This is a genomic window from Cryobacterium sp. Hh11 (assembly GCF_004404045.1).
In the GTDB taxonomy this organism is placed as follows: domain Bacteria; phylum Actinomycetota; class Actinomycetes; order Actinomycetales; family Microbacteriaceae; genus Cryobacterium; species Cryobacterium levicorallinum.
In genome coordinates this window covers 75,585-90,222 of the sequence record NZ_SOHF01000028.1, presented here as the reverse complement: position 1 = coordinate 90,222, position 14,638 = coordinate 75,585, and the positions used below count along the sequence as shown (strand labels likewise).

At 67.5% G+C, this 14,638-nt stretch carries 14 protein-coding genes and 1 riboswitch; of the genes, 3 read left to right on the top strand and 11 right to left on the bottom strand.

Going from position 1 to position 14,638, the window contains the following annotated elements; genetic code table 11:
• Window positions 1–118 precede the first annotated feature (118 nt).
• Window positions 119–661, top strand: coding sequence for a gamma carbonic anhydrase family protein (locus E3T46_RS14355; protein WP_134579054.1), 543 nt, complete (start codon window positions 119–121; stop codon window positions 659–661).
• A 131-nt stretch (window positions 662–792) separates the two neighbouring features.
• Here the strand turns inward: E3T46_RS14355 and E3T46_RS14350 are convergent, their stop codons facing one another.
• From E3T46_RS14350 to E3T46_RS14310, 9 genes are all read right to left on the bottom strand, one after another.
• Window positions 793–1,677 (bottom strand): bifunctional methylenetetrahydrofolate dehydrogenase/methenyltetrahydrofolate cyclohydrolase, encoded by an 885-nt coding sequence (locus E3T46_RS14350; protein WP_134441059.1) that lies wholly within the window; start codon window positions 1,675–1,677, stop codon window positions 793–795.
• A 224-nt stretch (window positions 1,678–1,901) separates the two neighbouring features.
• A complete protein-coding gene (glyA, locus tag E3T46_RS14345; protein ID WP_277870975.1) occupies window positions 1,902–3,194 on the bottom strand; it encodes a serine hydroxymethyltransferase in 1,293 nt (430 codons plus the stop codon).
• 21 nt (window positions 3,195–3,215) lie between these two features.
• Window positions 3,216–3,304: riboswitch (ZMP/ZTP riboswitch) on the bottom strand.
• 155 nt (window positions 3,305–3,459) lie between these two features.
• Window positions 3,460–3,804: a monovalent cation/H(+) antiporter subunit G gene (gene mnhG / locus E3T46_RS14340; protein WP_092449645.1), complete on the bottom strand. Its 345-nt coding sequence runs from the start codon at window positions 3,802–3,804 to the stop codon at window positions 3,460–3,462.
• On the bottom strand, window positions 3,801–4,070 hold the full coding sequence (locus E3T46_RS14335) for a monovalent cation/H+ antiporter complex subunit F (protein ID WP_233195173.1): 270 nt from the start codon (window positions 4,068–4,070) through the stop codon (window positions 3,801–3,803). The genes mnhG and E3T46_RS14335 overlap by 4 nt, the downstream gene beginning before the upstream one ends.
• Complete coding sequence (locus tag E3T46_RS14330) at window positions 4,067–4,654, bottom strand: Na+/H+ antiporter subunit E (protein WP_134579053.1); 588 nt, start codon at window positions 4,652–4,654, stop codon at window positions 4,067–4,069. The genes E3T46_RS14335 and E3T46_RS14330 overlap by 4 nt, the downstream gene beginning before the upstream one ends.
• Window positions 4,651–6,258 carry a Na+/H+ antiporter subunit D gene (locus E3T46_RS14325; protein ID WP_134579052.1) on the bottom strand — a complete coding sequence of 536 codons (1,608 nt, stop codon included), beginning with the start codon at window positions 6,256–6,258 and terminating at the stop codon, window positions 4,651–4,653. The genes E3T46_RS14330 and E3T46_RS14325 overlap by 4 nt, the downstream gene beginning before the upstream one ends.
• Window positions 6,255–6,779, bottom strand: a complete 525-nt coding sequence (locus E3T46_RS14320) for an NADH-quinone oxidoreductase subunit K (RefSeq protein WP_092449639.1) — start codon at window positions 6,777–6,779, stop codon at window positions 6,255–6,257. Before E3T46_RS14320 ends, E3T46_RS14325 begins: the two co-directional genes overlap by 4 nt.
• On the bottom strand, window positions 6,776–9,778 hold the full coding sequence (locus E3T46_RS14315) for a Na+/H+ antiporter subunit A (protein WP_134579051.1): 3,003 nt from the start codon (window positions 9,776–9,778) through the stop codon (window positions 6,776–6,778). Before E3T46_RS14315 ends, E3T46_RS14320 begins: the two co-directional genes overlap by 4 nt.
• Window positions 9,779–9,920: 142 nt before the next feature.
• Window positions 9,921–11,168 (bottom strand): MFS transporter, encoded by a 1,248-nt coding sequence (locus tag E3T46_RS14310; RefSeq protein WP_134579050.1) that lies wholly within the window; start codon window positions 11,166–11,168, stop codon window positions 9,921–9,923.
• Window positions 11,169–11,439: 271 nt separating this feature from the next.
• Here E3T46_RS14310 and purU point away from each other — a divergent pair, with 271 nt between their 5' ends.
• Both purU and E3T46_RS14300 read left to right on the top strand, forming a co-directional pair.
• Window positions 11,440–12,294 carry a formyltetrahydrofolate deformylase gene (purU, locus tag E3T46_RS14305; protein ID WP_134579049.1) on the top strand — a complete coding sequence of 285 codons (855 nt, stop codon included), beginning with the start codon at window positions 11,440–11,442 and terminating at the stop codon, window positions 12,292–12,294.
• A 157-nt stretch (window positions 12,295–12,451) separates the two neighbouring features.
• Window positions 12,452–12,808 carry a YrdB family protein gene (locus E3T46_RS14300; protein ID WP_241980787.1) on the top strand — a complete coding sequence of 119 codons (357 nt, stop codon included), beginning with the start codon at window positions 12,452–12,454 and terminating at the stop codon, window positions 12,806–12,808.
• A gap of 71 nt (window positions 12,809–12,879) precedes the next feature.
• Here the strand turns inward: E3T46_RS14300 and E3T46_RS14295 are convergent, their stop codons facing one another.
• Both E3T46_RS14295 and E3T46_RS14290 read right to left on the bottom strand, forming a co-directional pair.
• Window positions 12,880–13,533: an alpha/beta hydrolase gene (locus E3T46_RS14295; protein ID WP_134579048.1), complete on the bottom strand. Its 654-nt coding sequence runs from the start codon at window positions 13,531–13,533 to the stop codon at window positions 12,880–12,882.
• Window positions 13,530–14,531, bottom strand: a complete 1,002-nt coding sequence (locus E3T46_RS14290) for a ring-cleaving dioxygenase (RefSeq protein ID WP_134579047.1) — start codon at window positions 14,529–14,531, stop codon at window positions 13,530–13,532. The genes E3T46_RS14295 and E3T46_RS14290 overlap by 4 nt, the downstream gene beginning before the upstream one ends.
• Window positions 14,532–14,638: the final 107 nt, after the last annotated feature.

Below are 14,638 nucleotides of genomic sequence, written 5' to 3'. Positions count from 1 at the left end.
CGCTGCGACGAGCGCGGGCCGCGGCCGGTCGGCTGCTCGCCTCAGGGGCTCGCCGACCCGTGCTGGCCCGCCGCCTCGGTGCCTCGCCGCCTCGCCGGCCCGGGCTAGGCTGGCGCGTATGACTGCTGACAGCGCCGCCCGAATCATCGCCCTGCCGAACACGCCGGCCCCGAGCATCGCCGAGAGCGCGTTCGTCGCTCCGGGCGCGGTGATCGTGGGCAATGTCACCCTCGCCGACCGGGCCAGCGTATGGTACAACTCCGTGCTGCGCGCCGAACTGGAGCCGATCACGATCGGGGCCGGCTCGAACCTGCAGGACAACGTCTCCTGCCACGTCGACACCGATTTTCCGCTCACCCTCGGCACCGGCGTCTCGGTCGGGCACGGCGCCGTGCTGCACGGCTGCACGATCGAAGACAATGTGCTGGTCGGTATGGCCGCGACCATTCTCAACGGCGCCGTCATCGGTACCGGATCCCTCGTCGCTGCCGGAGCCGTCGTGCTCGGCGGAACCGTGGTGCCGCCCGGATCCCTCGTGGCCGGCGTTCCCGCCAAGGTTCGACGCCCGCTGACCGACGACGAGATCGACAGCATCCGTCACAATGCGCAGAACTATTTGGAACACACCGAGCTGCACCGCGCCGCCCTCGCCCAGCCGTAACAAAACGGATGCCCCGCGCGGCCGCTACTGCCGGTAAATAGGCGACGCACCGTACGAGGCGCACGACGGCAACGGCGTGTAGCGAAACTCACCGGCGTTAGCTACGGCTGGCGGAACCGTCGGCAGAGGCGCTACGCGAGCAGCGACTGCTCGGCGGCCTTGACGACGTTCGAGACCAGCATCGCGCGAGTCATCGGGCCGACGCCACGCGGATTCGGCGACAGGTGCCCGGCGACAGCAGCAACATCGGGATGCACGTCACCGGTCAGGCGGCCTTTGCCGGTGACTTCGTTGTGCACGCGGGTGATTCCCACGTCCAGGACGGCGGCGCCCGGCTTGATCCAGTCGGCCTGGATCAGGTGCGGCACTCCGACTGCGGCCACGACGATATCGGCACGGCGCACCTCACCGGCGAGGTCGACCGTGCGCGAGTGCGTCAGGGTGACGGTCGCGTCGAGGCCTTTGCGGGTGAACAGCAGGCCAAGCGGGCGACCGACGGTCAGGCCGCGCCCGACCACAACGACCTTCTTGCCCACGATCGGCACGTCGTACCGGCGCAGCAGCTCGACGATTCCGGCCGGGGTGCACGGCAGCGGGGAGCGCAGTTCGCCCTCGATCCCGAGCACCAAACGCCCGAGGTTGGTCGGGTGCAGGCCGTCGGCATCCTTCGACGGATCGATCAGTTCGAGCATCGCGTTCTCGTTGTGGCCGACCGGAAGCGGCAACTGAATGATGTAGCCGGTCACCTCGCGGCTGTTATTAAGATCCTTGATGGCGGCACGCACGTCGGCACTGGTCGCCGAGCCGGGCAGGTCGATGCGAATCGATTCGATGCCAACCTCGGCGCAGTCGCTGTGCTTGCCGGCGACGTAGGTCTCCGAGCCGGGATCATTGCCGACCAGCAGGGTGGCCAGTCCGGGCACGACACCGTGCGCGCGCAGGGCCACGATGCGATCGCGAAGCTCAGCCTTGATATCAGACGCGGTCTTGACGCCGTCGAGTGTAATTGCCGTCATTTGCGGTTCCCTACTGTTGTGGTTCAGGTCGGTACTGTCGTCCAGGTCACTCGGTCGGGGCCCGGGCCCGTCCGCGGGCCCAGGTTATAACGTGGGCCCAGGGACGGGGCCCAGGCCCCGGACAAAGGTGCGGCGGGGGTACATCGCGCGCGTAACTCGCAGGCAGGCACGAGAAGACGGATGCTGCCGGCCAGGCCGGCCGGCAGCATCCGTTCTCGAAGGAGCTACTGCTCCAGCCCGGAGTACAGCGGGAACGCCTGCGTGAGCGCTCCGACGCGGGTGCGGAGCGCGGCGATGTCGGCGCCGGGCTTGAGTGCCGCGGCGATGACGTCGGCAACCTCGGTGAACTCGGCGTCGCCGAAGCCGCGGGTGGCCAGGGCCGGCGTGCCGATGCGCAGGCCCGACGTGACCATCGGCGGGCGCGGGTCGAACGGAACGGAGTTGCGGTTCACCGTGATGCCCACCTCGTGCAGGGCATCCTCGGCCTGCTGGCCGTTGATCTCGGAGTGGCGCAGGTCGGCGAGCACGAGGTGCACGTCGGTTCCGCCGGTGAGCACGTCGATGCCGTGCTCGCGCGAGTCGTCAGCGGTCAGGCGCTCGGCGAGAATTCGGGCACCGCGCAGGGTGCGCTCCTGACGTTCCTTGAACTCGGGCTCGGCGGCGAGCTTGAACGCGGTCGCCTTGGCGGCGATCACGTGCATCAGCGGGCCGCCCTGCTGGCCGGGGAACACGTTGGAATTGAGTTTCTTGGCCAGGGTCATGTCCCGCGAGAGGATGAAGCCCGAGCGCGGGCCGGCGAGGGTCTTGTGCACGGTGCTCGACACGACGTCGGCGTAGGGCACGGGCGAGGGGTGCAGGCCGGCGGCGACGAGTCCGGCGAAGTGGGCCATATCCACCCAGAGCAGCGCGCCGACCTCGTCGGCGATGGCGCGGAAGGCTTCGAAGTCGAGGTGACGCGGGTAGGCCGACCAGCCGGCGATAATGACCTTCGGCTTGCTCTCGAGTGCTTTGTCGCGCACGACATTCATGTCGACGCGGAAGGTCTCCGGGTCGACTCCATAGGCGACCGGGTTGTACAGCTTGCCGGAGAAGTTGAGCTTCATACCGTGGGTGAGGTGGCCGCCGTGGGCCAGCTCGAGGCCGAGAATGGTGTCGCCGGGGGTGGCGATGGCGGAGAGGACTGCGGCGTTCGCTGTGGCGCCGGAGTGCGGCTGCACGTTCGCGTAGGCGGCTCCGAACAGGCTCTTGGCCCGGTCGATGGCGAGCTGCTCGGCGACGTCGACGTACTCGCAGCCGCCGTAGTAGCGGCGCCCCGGGTAGCCCTCGGCGTACTTGTTGGTGAGCACGGAGCCCTGCGACTGCAGCACGGCGCGCGGAACGAAGTTCTCGCTCGCGATCATTTCGAGGTAGTCGCGCTGGCGGCCGAGCTCCTGCTCGAGCACGGCGGCGATCTCAGGGTCAACGACCGAGAGCGGTTCGTTGAAGGTCGACTTCAAGACGGTAGCGGAATCAGGCACGGAGTTCTCCTTATATATGGATGTTGCGGCCCAGGCGTGCGGCCACTAACCGTGTCAGTCGCTCCCCGATGGTGACCCATCTTCGTGCTACGCCAGTTGCGACTCGACCATCATATCAGCGGATGCCGCCGCGCGCGTCTTTTCGTGGCGCTGGTCGGCGCGGCTCCGGTCGTCGCGGCACTCGGCAGCCTCGCCGCCACCGCTAGCTCGGGCTGCCACGATCGCTAATGAGTGCCGCGAGCCACGCTGGGGCGAGCGGGCCGGGTCAGCGGGCAGCGCGGCGATCGCGCAGCTCGTCAACGATGAGCAGGTCGGGCCGCAGGTGCTCGGTCTCGTAGGCGGCCCGACCCACGAGGTGCGCGGCCATCGGCGCGGTCAGCGCCTGAAACACCACGATGGCGACCACGAGGGTGACGGTGCCGACCGAGAAATTGTTGATCGCGACATCCGCTGTCACGGCCATGAGCCCGAAGATCTGCGGCTTGGTCGCGGCGTGCAGGCGCGACAGAACGTCGGGAAAGCGAATCAGCCCGATTCCGGCGGCGAGGCACATCGCAGCGCCGGCGAGCACCAGAATAGCCGTCAGCACGTCGTGCAACAGGGCGCTCATGCGCTGTCCCTGGCCGGCAGAAAGCGGGCGACGCTGAGCGATCCGAGCACCGCGAACAGCGCCAGCACGAGCAGCACCGGCAGGGTGTCGGTGTGCCGGTTGAGCGCCATCTCCGCGGCCAGGGCGCAAATGATCGTCGCGACCAGCACATCGGAGGCGATGACCCGGTCCAGCACGCTCGGGCCGACGACGATACGGTAGACGGCCAGGAGGGCGCCGACCGCGAACATGATCGACGCGACGACGGCCACAATCTGCAACATCATGAGGTTCCCTTCAGGCGAGTTGCGCGCCGATCTGCGGGCCGCACCCCGCGCATCCGTTCAACGTCTTCGCTTGAGCCGAACCCGCGCACAATGCGTCGCTCGGTGTCCAGTACCCGGCGGCGAAAACTCTCGATATCGCGAGCGCTCTGCATATTGAGCACGTGCAGGTAGAGGATCGACGATTCCCGGTCGATGTCGACCACGATCGAGCCGGGAACGATCGACGTGGCCACGGCGGTCCAGGTGAGAATGAGGTCGCTGCGGGTGCGCAGTCGAATCTCCAGAATGGCGTTCGACGTGACCAGCCGCGGCTTCACGGCCAGCCAGGACACGTCGATCGAGGCGCGCACAATGTCCAGGATCAGTCGCACGAAGAATACGACGGTGTTCAGCGGATGCAGCCGCCCACTCAGCTGCACCGGCACCAGATAAAACGCCACGGTAACGACGATACCGACGACGAGCGCGACGAGCAGATTGAGCCAGGAGAATTCGCCCCAGAGCAGCATCCACAGCACGATCAGGGCGATCAGCGGCGGAATCTGGTTGCCGACGGCGCCCCGCCGTTCGCGCGGCGTAGTCATCGGGAACCCCCCTCGAAGTTGGTGCCCACGTTGCTGTCTTCGATTGAACCGGTACCGTTCGGGAACACGGCATCAATGTAGGTCGACGGCGAGCTGATATTGGCGGCAGCCCGGGTGGCCAGGGCGAAGATCGGCCCGGCGAACACCGTCAGCCCCAGGGTCAGCACGAGCATGGAGGTGGTCGCGCCGACCATGAGCGGCGAGATCGTCTTCTTCAGCACGAGCCCAGCGTCCTGCGGGTCTTCAACGAGCTGCGCCGACATCGACGAGGTGTAGTCCTTCACCTGTTTCTTCGGCCGCCAGAACGCCAGGTTCCAGGCCCGGGCGAGGGCGTAGAGGGTCAGCAGCGAGGTGAGCGCGCCGACCCCGATCAGCACGTAGATGAGCGGGTCGGCCACGATCGTGCCGGCCTGAAACAGGGCGATCTTGCCGAGAAAACCGGAGAACGGCGGGATTCCGCCGAGGTTGAGCGCGCCGAGAAAGAACAAAATGGCCACCAGCGGCGACGATTTCAGCAGCCCGCCGAGCCGCGACAGCGAGGTGGTTCCGCCGACCCGATCGATCAGCCCGGCGGCCAGAAACAGGGTCGTCTGCACGGTGATGTGGTGCACGACGTAGAAGATGGTCGCGGCGATGGCGAGCGGGGTGCCGATCGCGATCCCGAACAGCATGTAGCCGATGTGGCTGACCAAGGTGAACGACAGCAGCCGTTTGATATCGGCCTGGGCGAGCGCGCCCAAAATGCCCACCAACAGGGTCAGCGCGGCGACGACCATGAGCGGCGTCGAGAACTGATTGTCGGGAAAGAACAGTGTCTGGGTGCGCAGAATCGCGTACACCCCGACCTTGGTGAGCAGCCCGGCGAAGACCGCCGTGACCGGGGCGGGCGCGGTCGGGTAGGAGTCCGGCAGCCAGAACGACATCGGAAAGACCGCGGCCTTCACCCCGAAGGCGATCAGCAGCAACAGACCGAGAATCAGCTGAATATCGGCGGGGAGATCGGGCATCCGCTCGGCGATGAGGGCGAGGGTGACCGTGCCGGTGGCGCCGTAGATGAGGGCGATCGCACTGAGGAACAGCAGGGACGACACCAGGCTCACCACGATGTAGGTGATACCCACCTGGATGCGCGCTCCCGTACCGCCAAGGGTCAGCAGCACATAGCTGGCCGAGAGCAGCATCTCGAAACCGACGTACATGGTGAACAGGTCGCCGGCGACGAAGGCGTTGAACAGGCCGGCGGCCAGCACGAGGTAGGTCGGGTGAAAGATCGAGACCGGCGTTTCGAGGTCACCGTCGATGATGCCCTGGCCGACGGCGAACAGCAGCACGCCGAGCAGCATGATCGCCGAGATGAGCAGCATGATCGCCGACAGTCGGTCGACGACGAGCACGATGCCCCATGGCGCGTCCCAGCCGCCGACCTGCACCACGGCCGGTCCGTGCCGGTCGACCAGGACCAGCAGTACGGCGCTCATTACGGTCGCCGCCCCGAGGCTGAGAACGCTCACGAGAACCTGCAGGCGGCGGCGCTGGCCGAGCATCAGGGCGACCGCCGCACCGAGCAGCGGCAGGCAGACGATCAGGGGAACCAGGGCGGTCATCGCGCGTTCCTCTCGTCTGAAGCGGATGCGCCGGCGCGGCCGGCAGCATCCGCTTTCGACGTGTCTTCATCGCTGGTGGCACCGTCGCCGCGCTCGAACTCGTCGATGGACTCGGCGATGGCATCGTCATCGTCGGAGGAGGAACGGAAGGTCGCGTCGGCGTCGCCGGCACTTTCGGTGGCGTGCTCGTCGGTGAGGGTGTCGCCCTCGTCGCCGAGCTGGGCCAGCCACCAGGACCGGTAGATGAGGGCGAGCAGCAGCGCGGTGATGCCGAAGTTGATCACGATCGCGGTGAGCATGAGCACCTGCGGAATCGGGTCGACCATGTCCTGAACGCTCGTGCCGGTGACGATCGGCGAGCTGCCGGGGCGTCCGCTCATGATGAAGATGAGCAGGTTGGTGGCGTTGCCGACCAGCAGAAATCCGATCAGCACCCGGGTCAGGCTGCGTTCGAGCATGACGTAGACGCCGGCCGCGTACATGACGGCCATGACGATGACGAGGGTGAGGGAGGCGCTCATCGCGTGCCTCCTCCGTTCGGGATCTCGTGCAGGGGATGGATGTTCAGCCCTGCAGCCGTGTCGGTCGAGGGCTCGGCCGGGACAGCCGCGTCATCGGGCGCGGGCCGCGGGCCGATTTCGTCGTTCTCGCTCTGCCGATCGATCTCACTGCCGAGGCTGCGCAGAATGTCGTAGGTGAGGCCGATCACGACGAGGTAGACGCCGATGTCGAAGATGGTCGAGGTGCCAAAGGACAGGTCGCCGAGTACGGGCACTGTGGCGGTGAAGTAGGCCGATTCGAGGGGGATCCCGTCGAAGAACAGCGAGACGACGGCCATTCCCACGGCGAGGATGACGCCGAGGCCGAGGATCTTGCCCGGGTCGATCGGTGCGGCTTCGCTGAGTTCGTAACGCCCCCCGGCAAGGTAGCGGGCCACCAGGGCGAGGCCGGCGAGCAGCCCGCCAGCGAAGCCGCCGCCGGGCAGGTTGTGGCCGGCGAAGAGCAGGTAGATCGACACGATCATGGCCGGGTGGAACAGCAATCGCACGAGCACTTCGATCAGGATCGACCGGTTGCGCGGGTCGTTCTTGCGCCCGGCGAGCAGGAACGCCTGCCGGGTGACGGCGTGCCCCTCGCTGGACAGCTCCGGGTCGGCGACGACGCGGCGCCGGTTGGCGCCCGCGCGCAGGCTGCGGGATTCCTTCAGGCGCGGCAGGACCGAGTAGCGGCCGGAGACGAACAGCAGGCTCGCGACACCGGTCGCGACGACGATGAGCACGGACACCTCGCCCATGGTGTCCCAGGCGCGAATGTCGACGAGCATCACGTTGACGATATTGTCGCCGTGCCCGTCGTCGACCGAGAGGCGCGGCAGGGCTCCGGCGATGCTCGCAAAGTCGCGGGCGCCGAGGGCGATGAAACCGATCGTGCCCATGACCAGGCCGACCAGGCTGCCGATCAGCAGGCGGCGTTTGCGGCGCACCGGTTTGTTGTGCTGGGCGATGTTCGCCGGCAGGCGGCGCAGCACGAGCACGAAGATCACCAGGGTGATCGATTCGACCAGGGCCTGGGTCAGGGCGAGGTCGGGCGCACCGTGAAAGGCGAACAGCGCGACGAGGCCGTAGCCGGTGACGCCGGCGAGGATGACCGCGGTCATCCGCTGCCCGACCCGAGCCGCCATCACCGCGCAAATGGCCATGATCAGGGCAATCAATACCTGGCCTGGATAGTCCCAGAGCACGATCGTTTCGGGCCAGGTACGGTTGACGAACGCTGCGAAGCCGAGGGCGACCACGAATACGCTGAGAATCGTGCCGAGGTACTGCGGCAGCCCTCCCTGCTGGGCGAAGTGGGTGACCCGGGCGGCGACCCGGTCGACACTGCGGATGGCCTTGCCGTAACCGCGGCCGGCGTCGATAACGTCGGGCACCTTCGCCTGCAACCTGGCCACCCCCCGGCGAGCGCGGAACAACAGCGCGCCCAGAATGAGAACGACGGCGCTGAGATACAGCGCCGGCTCGAACCCGTGCCAGAGCGCGAGATGGTAAGGCGGCTCGGTGATGCTGCCGGCGCCCGGCACGGTGTCGGCGTAGGGCGCGAGCAGCGGGTCGAGCAGCGCGGCGAACAGACCGAGTCCAATCGTCGCGACGGTGAGCACGCCGGGGGCGAGCAGAGTGTCCCACGGGCTCGCGTGCAGCACGGTGTCCGGCTGTTCCCTGCGCGTTCCAAACGCACCCCAGAAGAAACGGATGCTGTAGGCCACCGTCAGCACGGATCCAACGGCCGTGCCGATGAGGGCCGCGTAGCCCCAGCCGGATCCCCCGACACCGGCGTCAAGCAGCGAGGTGAAGACGGCTTCCTTGGCAACGAAACCGAACAACGGGGGCAGCCCAGCCATCGACGCGACGGCGACGAGCGCGATCAGCGCGAGCGCCGGAGCGCTGCGGCCGACGCCGCTCAGTTTGCGCCAGTCCCGGGTGCCGGCGCGGTGGTCGATCACGCCGACGACGAGAAAGAGGGTGGCTTTGTAGAGGGCGTGCGCGAGCAGCAGGGCGGCCCCGGCGAGCGCGGTGTCGCGGGTATTGAATCCGATCGCGATCATGAGAAAGCCGAGCTGGCTGACCGTGCCATAGGCAAGCAGCAGCTTGAGGTCGTACTGGCGCAGCGCACGCCAGGCCCCGACGACCATGGTCCAGACGCCAAGCGTGACCAGCACCGGCAGCCAGCCCTCGCTGTCGGCGTAGCCGGGAGCGAGCCGGGCGACGATGTAGATGCCGGCCTTGACCATCGCGGCGGCGTGCAGATAGGCGCTGACCGGGGTGGGCGCGGCCATCGCGGCGGGCAGCCAGAAGTGGAACGGCACGAGCGCACTCTTGGAGAGCGCCCCGACCAGGATGAGCAGAATCGCCCAGGTACCCATCGTGCTGGTCACCGGGTTGGCGACGATATAGGCCAGGCTCGTGGTGCCGGAGGCGACCGAGATCATCACGACGCCCACGAGCATGACCAGGCCGCCGAAGGTCGTCACGATCAGGGCTTGCAGGGCGGCGCCGCGACTCTCCCGTTTATGGGTGTAATGCCCGATCAGCAGGTAGGAGAGCACGCTGGTGATCTCCCAGAACATGAACATGATCACCAGGTCGTCTGCGGTGACCAGGCCGTACATGGTGCCGGCGAAGGCCAGCAGCAGCGCGGCGAACCGGCCGAGACTCGGTTCGTCGTTGGTAAAGTAACGCGCGCAATAGATCAGCACGAGGGCGCCGACGCCGGTGACCACGAGGGCGAGCAGCCAGGCCAGGGTGTCGACCCGAAAGGAGAGGCTGATGCCGAGCTGCGGAATCCACGGAATGGACTGGGTCACGGCCCCACCCGCGGTGACCGTGGCGGTCTGGGTGAGCGTGTACGCAAACGCTCCGGCCGGCAGCAGGGCGATCAGGTAGAAGACGCGGGTGCCGACGCGCCGGGTGAGCCACGGCGTGAGCACCGAGAGAACGACAAACGCGAGGAGGAATTGAACCATGCGGCCTCCAGGCTTGTCAGGTCGGGGTGTGAAGGTCTAGTCTACCCGCCGACAGGGGACGGTCTGCCGTCGGCGCCGCAAACGTGCAGCGGTCGCCTCCGGTGCGGTCCCGGGCCTGGACGAAGTCAGAGTGATGAAAACGTCAGGAGCGGCGGCGGCGGACCAGGTCGGTGACGACCACGAGCGTGAGCGCGACGACGAGCAAACCCACGTAGACCAGCGGCACGAACTGGAGCCCGACGGTCTCGATCAGCACCGCGCCGAGCAGCGCGCCGCCACCGATTCCAGCGTTGAATGCGGTGGTATAGAAGGCGGAGGCGGTGTCGCGAATCTCCGGGGATGCGGCGTGCAGCATTCGGGTCTGCATCAACGGTGGCAAGGTTCCGAAAGCCATTCCCCAGAGCACGAAAGCGGCGAGCGCGACCGGCAGAGTGGCGCTGAACAGGGCGAGCAGGGTGACGCTCACAGCGCTGGCCGCCAGACCGAGCACGAGGCCGAGCGTCGGACGCGGACCGAAGACGGTGCCGACGAGCAGCAGCCCGATCGCCCCGGCGACACCGTAGGCGAAGAGCAGCGGTGCCAGCTGGCTCGCGGCGACGCCGAGACCGTCGAGCAGAAACGGCGCGATGTAGGTGTAGAAGCTGTAGTGGCCGACCATGGTGATGCCGGTGATGAAGCAGATCAGCACGACAGCGGGAATGGTTGCGTCGCGGCGACCGCCCTGGGGAGCGGATGCGGCGGCATCCGTTGTGGACGTGCTTGTGGAATGCCGGGCGACCGGGGGCAGGAATTTCCAGACCAGGGCGGCGCCGATCAGCATGAGCACGCCGAGGGCGACGAAGGAGAGGCGCCAACCGAGCAGATGGCCGGCCGCGGTACCGAGCGGCACACCGAACACGAAGGCGAGCGTTCCGCCGGCGACGGTGATCGACACGGCGCGGCCGATTTGCGCCTTGGGCACGAGGTGGGCGGCGTAGGCACCGACCACCGACCAGAACAGGCCGTGGGCGACGCCGCCGAGCACCCGCGCCGCGACGACCAGCTCGTAGGTCGGCGCGATGGCGGTGAGCACGCTACTGAGCGCGAAGATGACGAGCACGATGATGATGAGTCCGTGCCGCGGAAACCGGCGGGTCAGGATCGCGACGGGCGCGCTGGTGACGACGACGGTGAACGCAAACCACGACACGAGCAGACCAATCTGGCTCTCGGTGACGTTCAGGCTCTCGCTCATCTCCGGCAGCAGGCCGGTCGGCAGCATCTCGGAGGTGACCGACAGAAAAACGGCGGCGGCGAGGGTGATCAGGCCGACCCAGGGGAACGGCTGCGTGGCCTTCGCGGCAGGGGTGCGCGGCACGGTGGGCAGAAAGATGTTGGCGGTATTGGTCATGGATGCACTCATACTGGTGGCTCGGCGGGCGTCCGGTCGTTCGCACCGGAGCCGGCTGCGCGCCGACGTGCGCGCCCGGGGCCGGCTTGTTCAGCGCGACCACGTCGAGTGTACCGGACGGTGCTGGCGGGTCAACTGGGCGGGCAGGCAGCCAGTGCGTCGGGATCGAGCAGGGCTCGGGCCGGGGCTGAAGGTCAGCAGCATCCGCTCGTGGCGCCGGCGGGTTCGGCCGGTCAGCAGCATCCGCTCGCCGGCCCGGTATTCTGGTCGGATGACTTCTCCGCATCACTGGGTAATCACGCTGGTCTGTGCCGATCAGCCCGGAATCGTGCACGCCGTCACCGGCGCGATCGTGCAGGCGCACGGCAATATCTCGGAGAGCCAGCAATTCTCCAACGCCGACACCGGACGATTTTTCATCCGCCTGCAGGTGCAGTCCCCGGTGACCCGACCCGCACTCGAGGCGGCGCTCGCCCCGGTGATCGAGCGCTACGCGATGGCGTCGATCATCGATGTCGTGGGGCGCCCGCTGCGCACGCTCGTGCTCGCGTCCTCGGCCGGGCACTGCGTCAACGATCTGCTGTTTCGCCAGCGCGGCGGCCAGCTTCCGGTGGAGATTCCGCTCGTGCTGAGCAATCACGGCACCCTGCGCGACCTGGTCGGGTTCTATGGCGTGCCGTTCGAATCACTGCCCATAACGGATGCTGCCAGCAAGGCCGACTTTGAAACTCGCGTCATCGAGGCGGTCGACGAGCTCGATATCGAACTCGTCGTGCTCGCCCGCTACATGCAGATCCTCTCGCCGGAGCTGTGCGCACGGCTGGGCGGGCGCGCCATCAACATTCACCACTCATTTCTGCCCGGTTTCAAGGGTGCCAACCCGTACCGCCAGGCGCATGCCCGCGGCGTCAAGCTCATCGGCGCGACCGCACACTTCGTGACCGGCGACCTCGACGAAGGACCGATCATCGAGCAAAACGTCGTGCGCGTCGACCACTCGCGCACTCCGGCCGAGCTGGTGTCGATCGGGCAGGACGAGGAGAGCCGCACGCTGACCCAGGCGGTGAAGTGGTTCGCCGAGAACCGGGTGCTGCTCGACGGTGCCCGCACGATCATCTTCAAGTAGCCGGGGACGGGGCCCAGGCCCCGCACGGCCTGAACCACCCAGCACCCTCGCGCGGCCCGGGCCCACCTTACGGTCCGGGGCCCATGATCTATCGTGGGCCCGCTATCCGGGCCCGGGCCCGGAAAGCGACGGCACGGCGGATCGGTAAGATTGACGGGTGACAGACACGCGCGCCCTGCCGAAAATCGGCCCCAACGACATGCTCCGGTTCGTGCTCGAACTCTTCGCCTTCATCAGCCTCGGCATCTGGGGCTTCCTGGCCTGGCCGCTCCCCTGGCCCGGGGTGCTGGTCGGACTCGCCGCCCCCGCCTTCGCCGTTTTGGTTTGGGCGCTGTTCCGCTCCCCCAAGGCGGTGTTCCGCCTCGACCCGTTCGGCAAGGCGTTCATCGAAATCGCCATCTTCGGCGCGGCGGCCATGGCCTGGTGGGACCTCGGATTCCCCATCATCACGGTGATCTTCGCCGTCGTCGCGACGGTCAGCGGCGTCATCTCCGGTCGCACAGAGCTGCGCTAACCCGTTGCGCGAGAGCGCAAAAAGTGCCCGATTGAACGTGTCAAACGGGCACTTTTTGCGCTCTCGCGGGGCTAGGCCAACCAGGCCACCGCGGCGGCGACATCCGTTTCGGTGATGCCGTGGCCACCGGGGCGCAGCTCCGACTGCACCTGCGCACCGCGCTCTTCGAGCATGGTCGCGAGCTTCTGCACACTGCCGAGCGGAGCCATCGGGTCGGTTCGACCATTCAGTAGCAACACAGCGGATGCGCTCAAATCTCCGGCAGCGACCCGCGCGTCGATCCCGCGGTCGGCGTCGAGCGAGGGCGCGAGCGGATGCATGCCGGAGAACGCAATCACGCGAGGCAGCACCGCCGGGTGCAGAAGCGCCGTCGCCAGGGCAATATTGGCGCCGTTGGAAAAGCCGACGGCAACAATCGGCCGGTCGCCGAGCGCGTAGGTGGCGCGCGCCCAGGTCAGAAACGCGGCGAGGTCGTCAGAGCGTCGGGCCACGTCCGCGGTGTCGAACACACCCTCGGACAGTCGCCGGAACCAACGATTCATGCCGTTCTCCTGCACCCGACCGCGCGGGGCGAGTATCGCAGCGGTGGGATCGAGCGCGCTGGCGAGCCCGGCGATCTCCTGCTCGTTGCCCCCGGTCCCGTGCAACATCAGCAGCACGCGGGCGTCGTTCGAGCCCGGGCGAAACAGGTGCGGCCACTCGGCCTGCGGCGTCGCGTCGCTCATTCGGTGACCGAGGCGGTGACCGGCGCTGGAGCATCCACTACCGCCGGGTTATTCTCGGGCGGCAGCACGATCGGCGCCACCGCGTTTTCGATGGCCTCGCGGCTCGGCTCGAGCCACGGCGGCAGCTTGAGCGAGCGACCAAGTTCGAGCAGCGGCTCGTCGATGTCGAAGCCGGGGGTGTCGGTGGCGAGTTCGAACAACACGCCGCCGGGTTCGCGAAAGTAGATCGAGGTGAAGTACTGGCGGTCCAGGATAGCGGTCACGCCGTAACCGCGGTCGGCGAGCTGTTCACGCCATTCGGCCTGGGTGGCGCGGTCCGGCACCCGGAAGGCCACGTGGTGCACGCTGCCGCCGGCGGTCAGGCCGGGGGTTCCGGAGGGGTCGGCGAGCACGTCTACGAGGTTTCCGGGCGCGCCATCGCCGGCACCAACGCGAGTGCGGCCATCCGTTTCAGAGATGACGTGCATGCCGAGGTCGTCCGTGAGCACCTGGACGGTCTTCGCCGGGTCGGCGACGGTGAGCACCGACGAGTGCTGCCCACGCACCGCGAATTCAGCGGGAACGGATGCGGAATCCCAGGGATTGCGCGGATCCACCGTTGAAGATGCCACCAGGTCGAGCTGAAGCCCGTCGGGGTCGCGCAGCGAGAGCCGCTCCTCGTGGGACGAGCGCCCGGTCACGGCGGATTCCACACCGAGCTTGGCGAAATGGTCCTTCCACCAGCCGATGCTGCCGGCCGGAACGGAGAACGCGGTCGTGGTCGACTGGCCGGCGCCGGTGTGGCCGCTGCGAATGCCGGTCCAGGGAAAAAAGGTGAGCAGCGAGCCGGGCCGGCCGGAATCGTCGCCGTAGTACAGGTGGTAGGTGCCCGGGTCGTCGAAGTTGACGGTTTTCTTGACGAGACGAAGTCCCAGCCCGGTCACGTAGAAGTCGATGTTGCGTTGTGGGGCACCGGCAATCGCGGTGACGTGGTGCAGTCCGGTGGTCTGTACTGTCATGAGGTCCTCCTGGCGAGTTTGATATTCATGCAAACGCATGAACGTGCCGCGGTATTCCCAACCCAACCGCTCACGCGCGCTTTCCTGTGACTATTTCGGAAAATCGG

What these genes read in the sequence shown, in the direction of transcription:
- E3T46_RS14355 (WP_134579054.1), top strand. Translation starts at nt 119, where the DNA reads ATGACTGCTGACAGCGCCGCCCGAATCATCGCCCTGCCGAACACGCCG.
- E3T46_RS14350 (WP_134441059.1), bottom strand. Translation starts at nt 1,677, where the DNA reads ATGACGGCAATTACACTCGACGGCGTCAAGACCGCGTCTGATATCAAG.
- mnhG (WP_092449645.1), bottom strand. Translation starts at nt 3,804, where the DNA reads ATGAGCGCCCTGTTGCACGACGTGCTGACGGCTATTCTGGTGCTCGCC.
- E3T46_RS14335 (WP_233195173.1), bottom strand. Translation starts at nt 4,070, where the DNA reads ATGATGTTGCAGATTGTGGCCGTCGTCGCGTCGATCATGTTCGCGGTC.
- E3T46_RS14330 (WP_134579053.1), bottom strand. Translation starts at nt 4,654, where the DNA reads ATGACTACGCCGCGCGAACGGCGGGGCGCCGTCGGCAACCAGATTCCG.
- E3T46_RS14325 (WP_134579052.1), bottom strand. Translation starts at nt 6,258, where the DNA reads ATGACCGCCCTGGTTCCCCTGATCGTCTGCCTGCCGCTGCTCGGTGCG.
- E3T46_RS14320 (WP_092449639.1), bottom strand. Translation starts at nt 6,779, where the DNA reads ATGAGCGCCTCCCTCACCCTCGTCATCGTCATGGCCGTCATGTACGCG.
- E3T46_RS14315 (WP_134579051.1), bottom strand. Translation starts at nt 9,778, where the DNA reads ATGGTTCAATTCCTCCTCGCGTTTGTCGTTCTCTCGGTGCTCACGCCG.
- E3T46_RS14310 (WP_134579050.1), bottom strand. Translation starts at nt 11,168, where the DNA reads ATGACCAATACCGCCAACATCTTTCTGCCCACCGTGCCGCGCACCCCT.
- purU (WP_134579049.1), top strand. Translation starts at nt 11,440, where the DNA reads ATGACTTCTCCGCATCACTGGGTAATCACGCTGGTCTGTGCCGATCAG.
- E3T46_RS14295 (WP_134579048.1), bottom strand. Translation starts at nt 13,533, where the DNA reads ATGAGCGACGCGACGCCGCAGGCCGAGTGGCCGCACCTGTTTCGCCCG.
- E3T46_RS14290 (WP_134579047.1), bottom strand. Translation starts at nt 14,531, where the DNA reads ATGACAGTACAGACCACCGGACTGCACCACGTCACCGCGATTGCCGGT.